This window comes from Pseudomonas cremoris, assembly GCF_014230465.1.
Window position 1 is genome coordinate 38,701 of record NZ_JAAXCY010000009.1, and the last position, 14,730, is coordinate 53,430.

At 60.7% G+C, this 14,730-nt stretch carries 14 protein-coding genes; 9 read left to right on the plus strand and 5 right to left on the minus strand.

What is annotated here, in order from left to right; genetic code table 11:
- The first annotated feature begins 45 nt into the window (after positions 1-45).
- On the plus strand, positions 46-1,440 hold the full coding sequence (locus HF257_RS21810; protein WP_185710883.1) for an MFS transporter: 1,395 nt from the start codon (positions 46-48) through the stop codon (positions 1,438-1,440).
- Between the two features lie 9 nt (positions 1,441-1,449).
- Positions 1,450-1,965: a single-stranded DNA-binding protein gene (locus HF257_RS21815; RefSeq protein ID WP_003232445.1), complete on the plus strand. Its 516-nt coding sequence runs from the start codon at positions 1,450-1,452 to the stop codon at positions 1,963-1,965.
- A 66-nt stretch (positions 1,966-2,031) separates the two neighbouring features.
- On the opposite strand, the gene HF257_RS21820 is transcribed toward HF257_RS21815, so the two are convergent.
- Positions 2,032-2,940, minus strand: a complete 909-nt coding sequence (locus HF257_RS21820; RefSeq protein WP_185708666.1) for a LysR family transcriptional regulator — start codon at positions 2,938-2,940, stop codon at positions 2,032-2,034.
- 103 nt (positions 2,941-3,043) lie between these two features.
- Here HF257_RS21820 and tam point away from each other — a divergent pair, with 103 nt between their 5' ends.
- Positions 3,044-3,805, plus strand: a complete 762-nt coding sequence (gene tam / locus HF257_RS21825) for a trans-aconitate 2-methyltransferase (RefSeq protein WP_185708665.1) — start codon at positions 3,044-3,046, stop codon at positions 3,803-3,805.
- 21 nt (positions 3,806-3,826) lie between these two features.
- On the opposite strand, the gene HF257_RS21830 is transcribed toward tam, so the two are convergent.
- On the minus strand, positions 3,827-4,387 hold the full coding sequence (locus HF257_RS21830; RefSeq protein ID WP_185708664.1) for a cysteine hydrolase family protein: 561 nt from the start codon (positions 4,385-4,387) through the stop codon (positions 3,827-3,829).
- Between the two features lie 97 nt (positions 4,388-4,484).
- On the opposite strand from HF257_RS21830, the gene HF257_RS21835 reads away from it, so the two are divergent.
- The 3 genes from HF257_RS21835 (at position 4,485) to HF257_RS21845 (ending at position 7,471) form a co-directional block, all read left to right on the plus strand.
- On the plus strand, positions 4,485-5,444 hold the full coding sequence (locus tag HF257_RS21835) for a GlxA family transcriptional regulator (RefSeq protein WP_185708663.1): 960 nt from the start codon (positions 4,485-4,487) through the stop codon (positions 5,442-5,444).
- Between the two features lie 172 nt (positions 5,445-5,616).
- Entirely contained in the window at positions 5,617-6,726 is a 1,110-nt protein-coding gene (locus HF257_RS21840; protein WP_185708662.1) for a DUF3182 family protein, read from the plus strand.
- Positions 6,716-7,471 carry an alpha/beta hydrolase family protein gene (locus HF257_RS21845; protein ID WP_185708661.1) on the plus strand — a complete coding sequence of 252 codons (756 nt, stop codon included), beginning with the start codon at positions 6,716-6,718 and terminating at the stop codon, positions 7,469-7,471. The genes HF257_RS21840 and HF257_RS21845 overlap by 11 nt, the downstream gene beginning before the upstream one ends.
- Positions 7,472-7,583: 112 nt before the next feature.
- On the opposite strand, the gene HF257_RS21850 is transcribed toward HF257_RS21845, so the two are convergent.
- The 3 genes from HF257_RS21850 to HF257_RS21860 are packed head-to-tail and all read right to left on the minus strand — an operon-like array spanning position 7,584 to position 10,559.
- Positions 7,584-8,531 carry a lysylphosphatidylglycerol synthase domain-containing protein gene (locus tag HF257_RS21850; RefSeq protein ID WP_185708660.1) on the minus strand — a complete coding sequence of 316 codons (948 nt, stop codon included), beginning with the start codon at positions 8,529-8,531 and terminating at the stop codon, positions 7,584-7,586.
- On the minus strand, positions 8,521-9,783 hold the full coding sequence (gene clsB, locus HF257_RS21855; RefSeq protein WP_185708659.1) for a cardiolipin synthase ClsB: 1,263 nt from the start codon (positions 9,781-9,783) through the stop codon (positions 8,521-8,523). Before clsB ends, HF257_RS21850 begins: the two co-directional genes overlap by 11 nt.
- On the minus strand, positions 9,780-10,559 hold the full coding sequence (locus tag HF257_RS21860) for an endonuclease/exonuclease/phosphatase family protein (protein ID WP_185708658.1): 780 nt from the start codon (positions 10,557-10,559) through the stop codon (positions 9,780-9,782). Before HF257_RS21860 ends, clsB begins: the two co-directional genes overlap by 4 nt.
- A gap of 290 nt (positions 10,560-10,849) precedes the next feature.
- Here HF257_RS21860 and HF257_RS21865 point away from each other — a divergent pair, with 290 nt between their 5' ends.
- The 3 genes from HF257_RS21865 to HF257_RS21875 are packed head-to-tail and all read left to right on the plus strand — an operon-like array spanning position 10,850 to position 14,707.
- Positions 10,850-12,292, plus strand: a complete 1,443-nt coding sequence (locus HF257_RS21865) for an OmpA family protein (protein WP_185708657.1) — start codon at positions 10,850-10,852, stop codon at positions 12,290-12,292.
- A gap of 18 nt (positions 12,293-12,310) precedes the next feature.
- On the plus strand, positions 12,311-13,876 hold the full coding sequence (locus HF257_RS21870; protein WP_185708656.1) for a hypothetical protein: 1,566 nt from the start codon (positions 12,311-12,313) through the stop codon (positions 13,874-13,876).
- Positions 13,877-14,707, plus strand: coding sequence for a hypothetical protein (locus tag HF257_RS21875; protein WP_185708655.1), 831 nt, complete (start codon positions 13,877-13,879; stop codon positions 14,705-14,707). It begins immediately after the preceding gene.
- Positions 14,708-14,730: the final 23 nt, after the last annotated feature.

The window sequence follows — 14,730 nt, forward strand, 5'->3', positions numbered from 1 at the left end:
CGATGGGACTGGTAGAATCGCCGCCGGTTCACACGAGGTTTTTCCATGCACGATCCCCACAGCGAACGCATGAGTAGCGGCGAGACCCGAGCGGCAAGCGGTCTGGCCCTGGTGTTCGCCTTCCGTATGCTTGGCATGTTCATGGTGTTGCCGGTACTGGCGACCTATGGGATGGACCTCGCAGGCGCAACCCCCGCGTTGATCGGCCTGGCCATTGGCGCCTATGGCCTGACCCAGGCGCTATTCCAGATTCCGTTCGGGATCATCTCCGACCGTATTGGCCGCCGCCCGGTGATTTACCTCGGGCTGATCGTATTTGCGCTGGGGAGTGTGCTCGCGGCTCAATCGGATTCGATCTGGGGCGTGATTGCCGGTCGCGTCCTGCAGGGCGCCGGTGCGATTTCCGCCGCCGTCATGGCGTTGCTGTCGGACCTCACCCGTGAACAGCACCGCACCAAGGCCATGGCCATGATCGGCATGACCATCGGGTTGTCGTTTGCGGTGGCGATGGTGGTCGGGCCGCTCCTGACTCGTGCATTCGGCCTGCATGGTTTGTTCCTGGCCACCGGCGGCATGGCGCTGTTCGGCATTGTGATCGTCGCCTTTATGGTGCCGCGCTCCACCGGCACGCTGCAGCACCGTGAGTCCGGCGTTGCGCGCAAGGCATTGTTGCCGACGCTCAAGCACCCCGACCTGCTGCGCCTGGATTTAGGTATCTTTGTGTTGCACGCAATGCTGATGTGCAGCTTCGTCGCCTTGCCCTTGGCGCTGGTTGAAAAAGCCGGCCTGCCCAAGGAGCAGCACTGGTGGGTCTACCTCACTGCCTTGTTGATTTCGTTCTTCGCCATGATCCCGTTCATCATCTACGGCGAAAAGAAACGCAAAATGAAACGAGTTCTGTTGGGCGCCGTCGCGACGCTGATGCTCACTGAGCTATTCTTCTGGCAGTTCGGCGACAGCCTGCGGGCGCTGGTAATAGGTACGGTGGTGTTCTTCACTGCATTCAATTTGCTTGAGGCTTCGCTGCCTTCGCTGATCAGTAAAGTTTCACCGGCCGGTGGCAAGGGAACGGCGATGGGGGTGTATTCCACCAGCCAATTCCTGGGTTCTGCACTGGGCGGCATCATGGGTGGCTGGATGTTCCAGCATGGCGGTTTGTCGGTTGTCTTCCTGGGATGCGCAGGTCTGGCTGCCCTCTGGCTAGCCTTTGCTGTTACCATGCGCGAACCTCCCTATGTAACGAGCCTGCGTTTGCCGTTATCGCCTGAAGCGATCCGCGAAGCCGGTCTGGTCGAGCGCCTTAAGGCCGTTATTGGGGTTACCGATGCCGTGGTTGTCGCTGAAGAAGCCGCCATCTACATCAAATTGGACACCGAATTATTGGATCGCGCGACGCTCGAGCAACTGGTCAACCCAGTGCCGACAGCGCGCCCAGCCTAGGAGAACGTTATGGCCCGTGGGGTTAACAAAGTCATATTGGTCGGTACATGCGGCCAGGATCCCGAAGTTCGCTACTTGCCTAACGGTAACGCCGTGACCAACCTGAGTCTGGCGACCAGCGAGCAGTGGACCGACAAGCAGACTGGCCAGAAGGTCGAGAAAACCGAATGGCACCGTGTGTCGATGTTCGGCAAGGTTGCAGAGATCGCCGGTGAGTACCTGCGCAAAGGTTCGCAGGTGTACATCGAAGGCAAGCTGCAAACCCGTGAGTGGGAAAAAGACGGCATCAAGCGTTACACCACCGAAATCGTGGTCGACATGCAAGGCACCATGCAACTGCTGGGCGGCCGTCCACAGGGCGACCAACAAGGCCAGGGCGGCATGTCCAACTCGGCGCCGCGTCCACAGCAGTCCCGCCCACAGCCAAGCCAGCAGCCACAGCGTGAGTCGCGTCCAGCGCCACAACAGGCCGCTCCGCAACCGGCTCCGGATTTCGACAGCTTTGATGACGATATCCCGTTCTAAGGTCCAAGGCCTGGAACGAGCAAACCCCCGATGGCCCACGCCTCGGGGGTTTTTTATTACCCGTGATCAGGCGTCTGTCGACGCTGCCGTCACCACCATCTCCTTGAACCTGCGCAGCACCGCCGAGCCGTCGTCGATTCGCGTTGCCAGGTGCAGTGGCGCCACCAGGCTTTGGCACTCGCTGAGTTCGCGGTAGACGATGCCGTCTCCGCGCAGCCGTTGCATGGACGCCGGTACGATGGACACGCCAAGGCCCGCGGCCACCAGGCTCAAGGTTGCTGTCATGCGGGGCGCTTCCTGCACCACTTGCGGACTGAACCCCGCTTCGCGGCACGCCACCAGAATTGCGTCATACAACCCCAGGCCCACGCGACGGCGATAAAGCACGAAGGCTTCAGTGGCTAAGGCCGCGAGGGGCAGGGGCGAGCCTGAGTCGAGTGCGAGCGGATGATCGGTCGGCAGTGCCAGCAACATCGGCTCCACCAGAATGGGTTCGTCCTGCAATGACTGCGTTCCGCTGAGCGGCGAGCGGATAAACGCCGCGTCGAGCTTCTCGTGCACCAAGGCGTCCAGCAGTTCGCCGGTACCGGCTTCCTCCAGCACCACCGTCACGCCGACAAAGGTCTCGCGAAATAGCCGTAACACGCTAGGGACAAACGGATGCAGCGCGGCAGAACTGGTAAAGCCGATTGCCAGCCGCCCGCGCTCTCCCCGAGCTGCGCGGCGCACTACGTCGGCGACGCTATCCACCTGGGCGAGAATGCCCCGCGCTTCTTCCAGCAAAGCCTGCCCGGCGGTGGTCGGACGTACGCCTCGGGGCAAGCGTTCCATCAGTGCAACGCCGAGTTCGGCTTCCAGGCTTTGCAGCATCCGCGTCAACGGTGGTTGTTGCATTCCAAGCCGCTCAGCTGCGCGGGTGATATAGCCTTCCTCTGCGATGGCAACGAAGGCTTTGAGCTGGCGAATTTCCAGCATTGGCATACTTTCCTAGTATGGGAGGTGGCCAATCCTGGCATTTGTTCTCATGGGTAACAAGATTTAGGCTGTAGCCAACCTCTAAAAAAGAAGGAAAGCGGTGATGACCTGGTCAGCCAAGCAATACACGATGTTTGAACAACAACGCACTCGTCCCGTCCGTGACCTGGTCGCGGCCATCCCGAATACCGAGGTGCACACCGCTGTCGACCTGGGATGTGGCCCCGGCAACTCCACCGAAGTACTCGCCGAACGCTTCCCGCAGGCGCACGTGATCGGCATGGACAGCTCCGATGACATGTTGGTCGACGCGCGTAAACGCCTGCCAGCGCTGAGTTTCGAATTGGCGGACATCGGCGCCTGGAACCCCGCGCAGCCGTTCGATGTGATCCTCGCCAATGCGTCCCTGCAATGGCTGCCGAATCACGCCACGCTTTACCCGCACCTGGTCAATCAACTGACGCCGGGCGGCACGCTGGCGGTGCAAACCCCAGACAACCTTGACGAGCCCGCGCACCGGCTTGCCCGCGAAGTCGCGGCCGACGGTCCATGGGCTGCCAAGATCGGCGCCGTCAAACACAATGAACGCCACACCGCCAGCTACTACTACGAGTTGCTGAGCAAGCACTGCAGCACCGTCGACGTGTGGCGTACCACGTACCTGCACCCGCTGGCGGATCACGCTGCGGTGGTGGAGTGGTTCAAGGCATCGGCCCTTAGGCCGTTTCTTGCACCGTTGACCGACAGCGAAAAGGCCGACTTCCTACAGGAGTACCACGCGCGGATCAGCCAGGCCTACCCAGCCCTGGCTGATGGCACCGTGTTGCTGCCCTTCCCGCGGCTGTTCATCATCGCGACTCGCTAAACACGGGCGCTCAAGTGGCGGTCATGCCGCCGCTTGTGCCTTCAAATATTCGTCCGCCGACACCACGCCCGCATACCCGAACGCCAGCGATGCCATATACGCCCCGTGTACCTGCGCCGCTGGAATCACCTGCCCGTTGAACTCCAGATCCCGAGTGGCGCACGCGTCATGGATCACCGTGACCTTGTAGCCCAGGTCTGCCGCCGCCCGCACCACGCCATCGATACACATGTGGCTCATGCTGCCGACCACCACCAATTCGGTGATGCTGCGTTGTTCCAGCAGGGCACGCAGGTTGGTTTCGCGAAACGCATTCACGAAGTGTTTAAGTACCACCGGCTCGCTGCCCTCATTCAACACCTTGCTGTGCAGATGCGCACCGGCGGAGCCTGGGGTGAAGAACGGCGCATCGTCGGACGTAAATTCGTGGCGCACATGAATGACCGCATCCCCGGTCTGGCGAAACGCTTGCAGCACCTTGGCAGCCTTGTCGGCTGCGGCTTCCACGCCGTCGAGTGGCCACTTGCCCTGGGGGAAGTAGTCGTTCTGGATATCGATTAGGATGAGCGCTTGCTTGGCCATGTGTATTGCCTCGTGATGGGTTGATGGGGGCCAGTATCTTAGCTGGCGCCTGCACCGGGGATTGGCTGCACCGACAATAACAGGGGGAAAACTGACAATGGCCGTCGTTGAGTTGGGCGTGTTGATTTACCAGGGGGCGCAATTGGCCGCCGTGCATGGCTTGACCGACTTGTTTGGCGTGGCCAACCGAATCGCCGCCGAGCATCAATCAGCACAACTGCCACTGCTGCGCGTCAGTCATTGGCAGGTGGACGCCACTGGCCAACCTGCGCGCGTGTTTGACAGCCACCCCGGGCCCGATCAATCGATGATGGCGGTGTTAGTGCCTCCCTCGATTGGCGAGTTCACCGAAGAACAAGCGCCCCCCGCGCTGCTGGAATGGATTCGCCTACAGCACGCGGCGGGCACGGTACTGGGCGGCGTGTGCATCGGCTCGATCATGCTGGCGCGCAGCGGCTTGTTGGACGGGCGCAGCGCGACCACGCATTGGTCCTCCGCCAAGTCCTTTGCCACGCGCTACCCGGCCGTAAGGTTGGAGGCGGATAAACCCATTGTGGATGATGGCGACCTGATTACCACCGCCGGCCTCATGGCCTGGTCCGAATTGGGCCTGCGCCTGGTGGATCGCTTGATGGGCCCCAGCATCGCTGCCGGCACCGCGCGTTTCCTGGTGATCGAACACAGCGACAGTGCCAGCCAGTGCGGCAGCAACTTTGCGCCGATTCTCGGGCACGGAGACGCCGCGATTCTCAAGGTTCAGCACTGGCTACAGGCCAGCGGCGCGGTGGATGTTTCGGTTGCCGCGATGGCCCAGGAGGCAGGACTGGAAGAGCGCACCTTCCTACGACGCTTCCGTAATGCCACGGGTTTGAAACCGACCGAATACTGCCAGCACTTGAGGGTAGGAAAGGCCCGGCAGATGCTCGAATTCACCAACGGCACCATCGACCATATTGCCTGGACCGTGGGCTATCAGGACCCCAGTGCCTTCCGCGCGACCTTCAAGAAAATCACGGGGCTGGCGCCGAGTGATTACCGCAGTCGATTTGGCGTTTGAATCGTGCAGAACACAGCCGACCAACGGCGGTGTCGTGCAGAATAAAACAGGCCAACTGCCACCGTTTATTCCATAACCACCTGACTTTAACTGTGATTGCTACCTCCCGCGTCTTGGCCTGATCCCTGCAATCGTTGCCCTACACACATAGCATGATGCTAAAGGGGGATGCATGACCCCGACTCAAGGCAAGAAACGCGTGGTTGCCCACTCCATGCGCGACACCGCACCGCTGCACGAGACGGAAACCAATCGCGCCCTGGCGCGCTGGCTGGCGCAGATCCTGGGACTCAAGTTCGCTGGTCGCTACGACGCTGATCTGCACGCGGGGCGTGAGCTGTACCTTTTGCCTACGCAAACCTTGGTCGGGCCCGCCCAGGCACGCGCGTTTCATATCCAGGGTCCGGACGACCTGTGGGGCGGTTACGTCGATCACGATTTCATCGCGACCAAAGCCATCAGTCACGAGCTACTCAGCCCAGAGGCGAGCGCTCCTGAAGGATGGTCGCCGGTGTTCTGCAAGCGTGTTCGAAACGTCGTGTTGGATGGCCTGACCGTGTTCGCGCTGGAGGATGCGCGGCCGGCTGCTATGCGCTTGCTCGAAAACGGCCCCATCCGTCTAAAGCCCGTGCACGCCTGCGCGGGGCGCGGTCAGGAAGTGATCCTCAGCCTCGATGAATTCGACGCGCTACTGGCGCGTCCCAACGCTGCGAGTCTGTTCAACGAGGGCGTGGTGCTGGAGCAAGATCTGCATGACGTGGTTACTCACAGTGTCGGCCAAAGTTTCATCGGCGATCATGTGATCAGCTATTGCGGCGAACAATACCTGACGCAGGACGCACAGGGGGAAGAGGTCTACGGGGGTTCCAATTTGCTGGTGGTACCCGGTTACTACGAGGACTTGCTCAAGCTCAACTTGTCCGATGACGTGCGCCAAGCCATTCAACAAGCCCAAGTCTTTGACGCTGCCGCCGACGAAGCCTACCCCGGTTTCTACGCCTCACGACGCAACTACGACATCGCCCAAGGCCTGGATAGCAAAGGCCAACGCCGTAGCGGTGTACTCGAACAGTCCTGGCGCATGGGCGGCGCCAGCAGCGCGGAAGTCGCGGCGCTGCAAAGTTTTATCAATAACCCTGGCCTGCAAGCGATCCGCGTGTCTTCGGTGGAAACCTACGTCGACCAGGCACTGCCTGCCGACGCCATCGAGGTATACCGGGGGCCAGCGGAAAACAGCGACTTTCTTCTCAAGTACGTGACGGTCAACTCTTATGACGGCTAGAAGCGAAAGCATTGCGATCGATATCGACGACGAACAGATGAGTGGCACCTTCCTCAGCCCAAAATCCAAAGTGCCGGGGGTGTTGTTCGTGCACGGTTGGGGCGGGAGCCAGGAGCGTGACCTTGAACGCGCCAAAGGTATTGCCGGTCTGGGTTGCGTGTGCCTGACCTTCGACCTTCGCGGGCACGCAGGCAACGGAATTCCACTGTCCCGCGTCACCCGTGAAGACAACTTGCGTGATCTGCTGGCGGCCTACGATCGGCTGTTGTCTCACCCGGCCATCGACACCTCGGCGGTTGCGGTAGTCGGCACTAGCTACGGCGGTTATCTGGCGGCGATCCTCACTTCACTGCGCCCGGTGCGCTGGCTCGCGCTGCGGGTGCCAGCGCTGTACCGCGACCAGGAATGGCTCAAGCCCAAGCGCGATCTGGATAAGGTCGACTTGATGGAATACCGCAGCACCCTGGTTCACGCCGAGACCAACCGCGCACTGCATGCGTGTGCGAAATTCACCGGGGATGTATTGATCGTTGAATCGGAAACCGACGATCACGTGCCACACGCCACCATCATGAGCTACCGCGCCGCGTGTCAGCAGACGCATTCGCTGACTCACCGCATCATCGATGGTGCTGACCATTCATTGAGCGACCCCGTTTCACAGCAGGCCTATACCTCAATCCTTGTGGATTGGATTACCGAGATGGTGGTGGGTGAACGGTTGAGCATCATTCAGTCCCAATAATCTGGGTGCCCTTTAAGCCGTCTTCGCGAGCAAGCCCGCTCCCACATTTGAAATGCATTCCAAATGTGGGAGCGGGCTTGCTCGCGAAGGCGCTTAACCAGTCAACACAGCCTTAAGCCGGTGCCTTCTTAACCCGCAACGCCTTGGCTTTCGCCTCCACTGCGAGGTACATCACCAGCGCAATCAGCAGCGGCAAAATAAAGTAGATCGCTCGATAGGCAATCAACCCCGCCAGTAAGCTGCCGCGCGATGCCTCATGCTGCAACAGTCCAATAAACACGGCTTCAAGCACCCCAAGCCCGGCAGGGATATGAGTGACCACCCCGGCAATCGCGCTGATCAACAGCACCCCCAGCACCAGCGGATAGTCCAGCTTGGCCGGCAGCAGGGTGAAGATCACCGCGGCCATCAGCGACCAGTTCAATGCGCCCAGCGCCAACTGCAAACACGCCATGCGCAACGACGGCAAGTTGATCTCGATGCCGCGAATCGACCAGGCGCGTTTTTTCGAAAATTGGCAGGCGGCCAGGTAACCCAGGCTAACCATCACCAGCAACGCGCCGATGCCCTGCAAGGCGCTGCTGCTGACTTTCCAGCCCGGCGGCATCGTCACCAGGCCGCTGCTGAAAATCACCCCCGCCAATGCCATGTAGCCGAACCAATTGGTGGCCAGGCTCAGGCCGAGGATCTTGGCGATATTGCCGGTGCTTACCCCCAGCCGTGAGTACAACCGATAGCGCATGGCGATGCCGCCCACCCACGCACTCAGGTTGAGGTTGAACGCATAACTGATGATCCCCACCGGCAGGATCTGCTTCCATCCCAGGTCCTGGCGGATGTAGGTGCGGCCGATCAAATCGAAGCTGGCGTAGACAAGAAAACTGCACAACGTCACTGCGCCCGCGATCAGCAACGTGCGCACTTTGAAATCGCCAAGCGTCTGCACCACCTCACTCCAGTCGATACGCCGGGCGAGCAGAGTGAACAGTACGATCAACGCCAGGAAGAACACGATGGTCAGCGGTTTCTTCCAACGCTGGAAGCGGGTTTCAGAGGTCATGGGCCTGGCTCTCGAAAGGCTTCAAGCGCGGCTTGTGGGCGGGCAGCCAACCGGTCAGCGCAGGGAAATGGCGCATCACATGAAACACCAGGAAACCCACGGTCAGTCGCCACAGCCACAAGCGCGGCGTGCGGTTTTCCGGCATGGTCTGGCAGTGGGTGTTGGCGAGGATGTCCAGGCGCTCGTAGAGCTGCTGGTTGAACGCCCGGTCGCGAATCAACACATTGGCTTCCAGGTTCAACGACAGGCTCAAAGGGTCCAGGTTACTCGACCCCACGGTGCTCCACTCGTCGTCCACCAGGGCGACCTTGCCGTGCAGCGGGCGCTGGCAATATTCGTGGATCACCACGCCGTCCTTGAGCAGATAGTCATACAGCATGCGCGCCGCAAGCTTGGCCAGCAGCACGTCCGGTTGACCTTGCATGATCAGTTGCACGTGTACCCCACGGCGCGCGGCGTTGCGAATTTCCCGCAGCAGTCGGTAGCCGGGGAAGAAGTAGGCGTTGGCGATCACCACGCGTTTTTGCGCTTTGCTCAGCGCGTGGATATACGCCTCTTCGATGTCATCGCGGTGCTGCACGTTGTCGCGGTAGATCAGTCGCACGAGGCCATCGGCGTTGTCGGTCGACCACAATGGCGGGCGCTGCTGGCGTCGTCGCCAACCACGCCGCGTGCGCACCTGGCGACCGCTTTGCGCCAAGGCGAAATGGTGCAGGTCGGCCACCGCCGGGCCCGTCACCTGTACCGCATAATCCTGTTTGGCTTCGGGGCCGAAATCCCCGAGGTGATCGGCAGAAAAATTGATCCCGCCGATAAACGCCACCGTGGCATCCACCACCACAATCTTGCGGTGCAGGCGGCGAAACCAGTTGGTACGAACCCCCAGGGTCTTGGATGCCGGATCAAACATCTGCACCGTGACCCCCGCCTGCGCCAGCTCGCCGAGAAACGAGGGGCTCAGCTCTCCGCACCCAAAACCATCCAGGCTGACGACCACGTTCACGCCACGTTGTGCGGCCTCGATCAAAATGCGCTGCAGTGCGTGCCCAACCTTGTCTTCGAAGAGGATAAAGGTCTCCAGCAGAATCTCGCGCTGTGCCACGCGCAGCGCATCGAACACACGCGGGAAATACGCTTCGCCATTCTCCAGCAACTCGATCTGGTTTCCGCTCTGCCAGCCGTAATCCAGGTCACGGGCCTTGGCGTCATCCGGTGGCTGGTCGGTGGCGATGTGCTCTACGGCGATGTTCATAGCTCGACCTCCACTGACAGCGGCACATGATCCGAGAGGTGGGACCACGGCCGAGTAGTCAGCACGCGTGGGTTGTGCACCTTCAGGTTGCGCACATAAATGCGGTCCAGCGGCAGCAACGGCAACCGCGCGGGGAAGGTTCGCGCGGGTTTGCCAGCGGTTTCGACGAACACTTCCCTGAGACCGCTTTGACTCAGGTCGGCGCGTTGGCGCCAGTCGTTGAAATCGCCGGCGACCACCAAGGGCGCATCGGCCGGAATCTCGCGGATACGCTGTTCAAGCAAGCGCAATTGCTGTTGGCGGTGCACCTCGCGCAAACCCAGGTGAATGCAGATGGCATGCACTTCCTGCCCGCTGCCCGGCAGGCGCAGTACGCAATGCAGCAGGCCACGGCTTTCGTGACCGCTTTGGGAGATGTCGAGATTGTCGTAGCGTACGATCTGGAATTTCGACAGCAACGCGTTGCCGTGGTCGCCGTGGGGATAGACCGCGTTACGCCCATAGGCGAACTGCGGCCAGATGCTGTCGGCGAGAAATTCGTACTGCGGCATGTTCGGCCAGTCGCTGTAGCGCTGGGGATGGCGCTCATGGGTGCCGTGGATTTCCTGCAAAAACACCATGTCGGCGCCCACACTGCGCACCGCTTCACGCAGCTCGGGCAGGATGAAACGCCGATTCAGGGCGGTGAAACCCTTGTGGATATTGACCGTCAGCACCGTGAAGCGAGTGATGGCGACGCTGGGGGCGATGGGCACCCAGTCGGGAATCGCAGCCATGGTGACTCCTTTCAAGAGGGTGGGGGATGACCCCCGTTTATGGCTGACTGTGATTTTTGACGGAAAGTTTCCAGCGTCCTACAGACGGTTCTCGGGTCCGAGAGCGCCGGCTAAAGGCAATAAAGAGTTACAAGTGGTATTGAAATGACATCACTGACGTGATCCAATTCCGCGCGATCTGTTCTCAATCAAATGATTTTTCAGGGCCTGTTCATGGATGATGCCGCTGACACTTTTCTTGTGTCGGCAGTGGGGTCGGCGGCTCTTTTATAAAGGCCGGAACCCACCACGTGAATACTTCCCTTACCCGAAAAATCAGCCTGCTTGCCGGCGCAATCGCCCTGAGTGGCTGCGCGACGCTTAACGATGCGGGCAAAAACTACGGAACCGCCATTGGCTGTGCCGGTGGCGCCATTCTGGGCGCTGGCTTGACGTATGCCATCACCGGCGATGCCAAAAAGGCCGTCGTCGGTGGCGGTGTGGGCGCCGCCGCGGGGTGTGTGGCCGGCAACTTGTGGCAGAACCGCTTGCAGGAACTGGAGCGTGTGGCCAAGGAAGAGAACCTGAATATTCAGGTGCAAACCTTGCAAAGCCAGGAAGTGGCCACCGGTAATGCACGTGCGCCGGCACCGACTGACGCGGGCATCGTCGCGCAAGTTCAGGACGAAGGCATGTTCGCCACCGGCAGCGCGCAATTGAGCGCCGATGGCCAGCGCCAAGTGCGCAAGCTGGCGGCCGCCTTTGCACCCAAGCCGGGGCAGAATTCCCAGGCCGCGATCCTAGTGGTGGGACACACCGACGCCACCGGCAGCGCGGCCACCAACCAGCGTCTGTCCGAACAACGTGCCCGTGCCGTGGCATCGATCCTGGCCGAGCAGGGCGTTGCCCCGCAGCGCATGTTCTTTCAAGGCGCGGGGGCTTCGCGTCCGATCGCCGATAACAGCGACACCCAGCAGCGGGGCAAGAACCGTCGGGTGGAAATCGTCGAGGTGACCGACCGCACTATGCTGGTCAAGCGCGTCAATGCCGAACAGAACAACACCAAGTACCTGGCACACGGCACCTCGACCGAGCCTGCGCGTACCGGGACCAGCACTGCCAAGAGCAAACCTGCCACTGCGGCCAAGCCTGGCGTCGAGAGCAAGCCTGCCGACCCAGGCACCGCCCTGGTGGATTTCGGCGGCCAGCCGGCCAGCGACACCCGCTGGACGATGGGCCAAGCCATTGCGCCGAAAAAGGCCGGGTTTGCCCTGGTCTCCAGTGCACAAGCCAGCGACTTGCCGTCCAGCAGTTGTGAAGCGGACCGTCCGCGTGAAAGCGGCAAGGTGTTCAACCTCGCCAGCGGCCAGGCGCTCGATACCCAAACCACCACCGAATACTTGCCGGGCTACAACAACCGCGTGTGGGCCAACCTGGTCAATGGCCATCTGGTGACGTTGTCTCCGGTCTCGATCCTGCGCGACGGCGCGAGCGTCGACCGCCAACCCTTCATCGAAGTGGTCAAGGGCTACGACCAGGGCAATCGCAAGTCGATCAAAAGCAAAGCCGTGGCCAACACCTATGAAGGTGAGGACTTGGTGCTGTATCGGGTCTTCACCCAAGACCCCAAGGCGCCGGTGTCGTGCATCGACGTCGTGTTCAGCAAGAAAAATTCCGAAGCCACGGACGGTGCGTTGTTCTACTCCCGTACTCGTGAAGCTTTCACCACCCGTTTCGTGCCGATTCGCGCGTAAGACTCAAGGAAATACACCATGGAAGAGTTCAGCTTCAATGCGCTGACGGCCCTGCTCTGGGCCAACAAGTTGATCACCGGGCTGGTGATTTCCACGCTGCTGGCGGCCATCCTGATCCAGGCGTACTGGGACAAAGTGGGCTACTTCGTGATGCGCGTGTGGCACGGTGTGCCGCTGATCGGCAAGGTGGCGCGTCTGTCCAAGCAAAGCCTGATGCTTGATTCCCACGGCTGGCCGAAATCGGAAAGCGAGCTGTGCGACGCGTACTACTCGCGCTATGAAAAGATCGGCGCGAAAGACGTCGATTTCTTTAACAAAAGTGAATCCTACCTGCGCACCATCGGTGAGCGCGGCCGTCGCGAACGGCCGTTCTGGGTGTTTGCGCTGATCTTCATGTTGATCATGTTCGAGGCCGTGGGTTTTGCCTACGTGCTGGTGCCGTTCATCAACCAGAACCTGTCGGCCAATGACCAAAGCTGGATGGGGTGGTTGTTCGCCTTCCTGCTGGCTGTTGCCTCGGCGATCCTGGCCGAAGTGACTGGCCGCGCCGTGCATAAAAACGCCCTGATCAGCAAGGCGCGCCACTGGTGGGAAAACGATCCGGAAGCAGATCGCCCGTCCCAGCTCAAGGAACTGCCGGGCATTGGCATCAAAGACACCGACAGCGACAAGGACGGCAAGGATTACAGCCGCATCCTGGCGCGCATCAACACCAACCACACGGTGACGCCGAGCCGTGGCTGGATGATCACCACCGGTATCTGGATTGCGATCATTGCGATCGCCGCGTTCGGCATCCGCACCATGCAGCTCAAGAGCATCGAGACCGAAATGGTCGGCAGTCCGCATGCGTTTGCCCAGCAGAACTACGAGTCTGCCAGCCCGTTTGAATTGCCGGCCGATTCGGCGGCGATCAACGATCAAGCCGACAAACAAACCCTGACAGACAAGATGGACGCGATTCGCAAAGCGTCGCTGATTACCTTCATCGTCCTGTCGGTGATCTATATCGCGATTCAGATCACCAGCATCTGGCTGGCGTCGATCTTCGGTTTTGCCGGTGTGGAATCCAAGACGGCCTGGGAGCACACCCACAAGTTCTCCAGCGGCGAGGCCCTGGAAAACTGGATGCAGAGCCAGCGCGTGGAAATTGCTTCGCATGCCGATCACAAACTGAGCAAGTTGCAGCTCAAACTGGCCGGTCGCTCGACCACCAATGCCCAGCAGCAGGCGGCGTTGACCAGTGCGCACAATCGCAACTTCGAAACGTACCTGGAGCGCAAGCAGTCGATGCCGGGTACTCCGAAAGCGGCGGCCAAACCCGTCACTGCACCGGCTGCTCCAATTGCATCGGCGGCTCCGGTTGTGGCTGAGGTGGTTGCCCCTGTCGTCGCGCCGGTTGAAGCCCCCGCACCTGCCGCTGCGCCTGCCAACCTCGACGCCCTGCGCAGCAAGGACCTCACGGCCTTCAGCGAAGAGCAGTTGGCGACCATCAGCCGCGCCAAGGGCCACGCACTGGAAGACGTGCTGGCGCTGCGGGCTGAACAGCAGTTGCTCAAAGACTTCGACGCGACAGGTGCCTGAATGAATATCCCGCGGCTTTTCTGCGCTTTGCTGTTGACGCCGTTGTTGGCGGTGGCCGGTGAGCGCAACGACATCCCGGACTGCTACGCGTACGCCAAGGTCGGTGAGTATCGTCCGGCGCACAGTGGCAGAGAGCTGACGGTGATCATCGACCAGACGATCCCGATGCCCGAGGTGATCCAGAAAGCCACCTGGGCCCAGGTGCAGCGCTTCGTACAGCCGGGCGACAAGGTGCGGCTGTACAGTTTCTCGGCATTTGTACCCGGGCAGTTCATGCAACTGCGCTTCGCCGGTGAGCTCAATCAGGGCATCGATGACAAGGTACGCAATAACGTAGGCATGCAGTCACTGCGTACTTTCGATACGTGCCTGACCGAGCAGCGCAGTTTCTTCAACAAGACCTTGGGCAAGGTGTTCGTGACCACGTTGCGCGAAGCCTCCGAGGACATCGCCCGTAGCGAGATCTTTCATTCGCTGCGTGAGATCGGCAACGACCTGGGCCAGCAACCGGCGCAGGAACGGGTGGTGTTGTTGGTGTCCGACATGCTCGAAAACAGTGATTTCGGCAGTTTCTACGCCAACCACCGGATTCGTGACCTGCAGCCGGCCGCTGAACTCAAACGAGTCGCAGACAAGGGCTTGTTCGCCGATCTGCAAGGCGCGCGGGTGTATGTTGTAGGGGCTGCGCTGGTGACCAAGGACATCAAGCAGGCCTATCGCTCGGGCAAGACTATCCAGGCGTTGGAAGACTTCTGGAAAGGCTGGTTCGCCGGTTCCAACGCGCAGTTGGTGGCGTTTGGTGCGCCGAGCCTGAATGTCGACCTGAAGTGAACGATCGCAGTTAAAACCCGTCA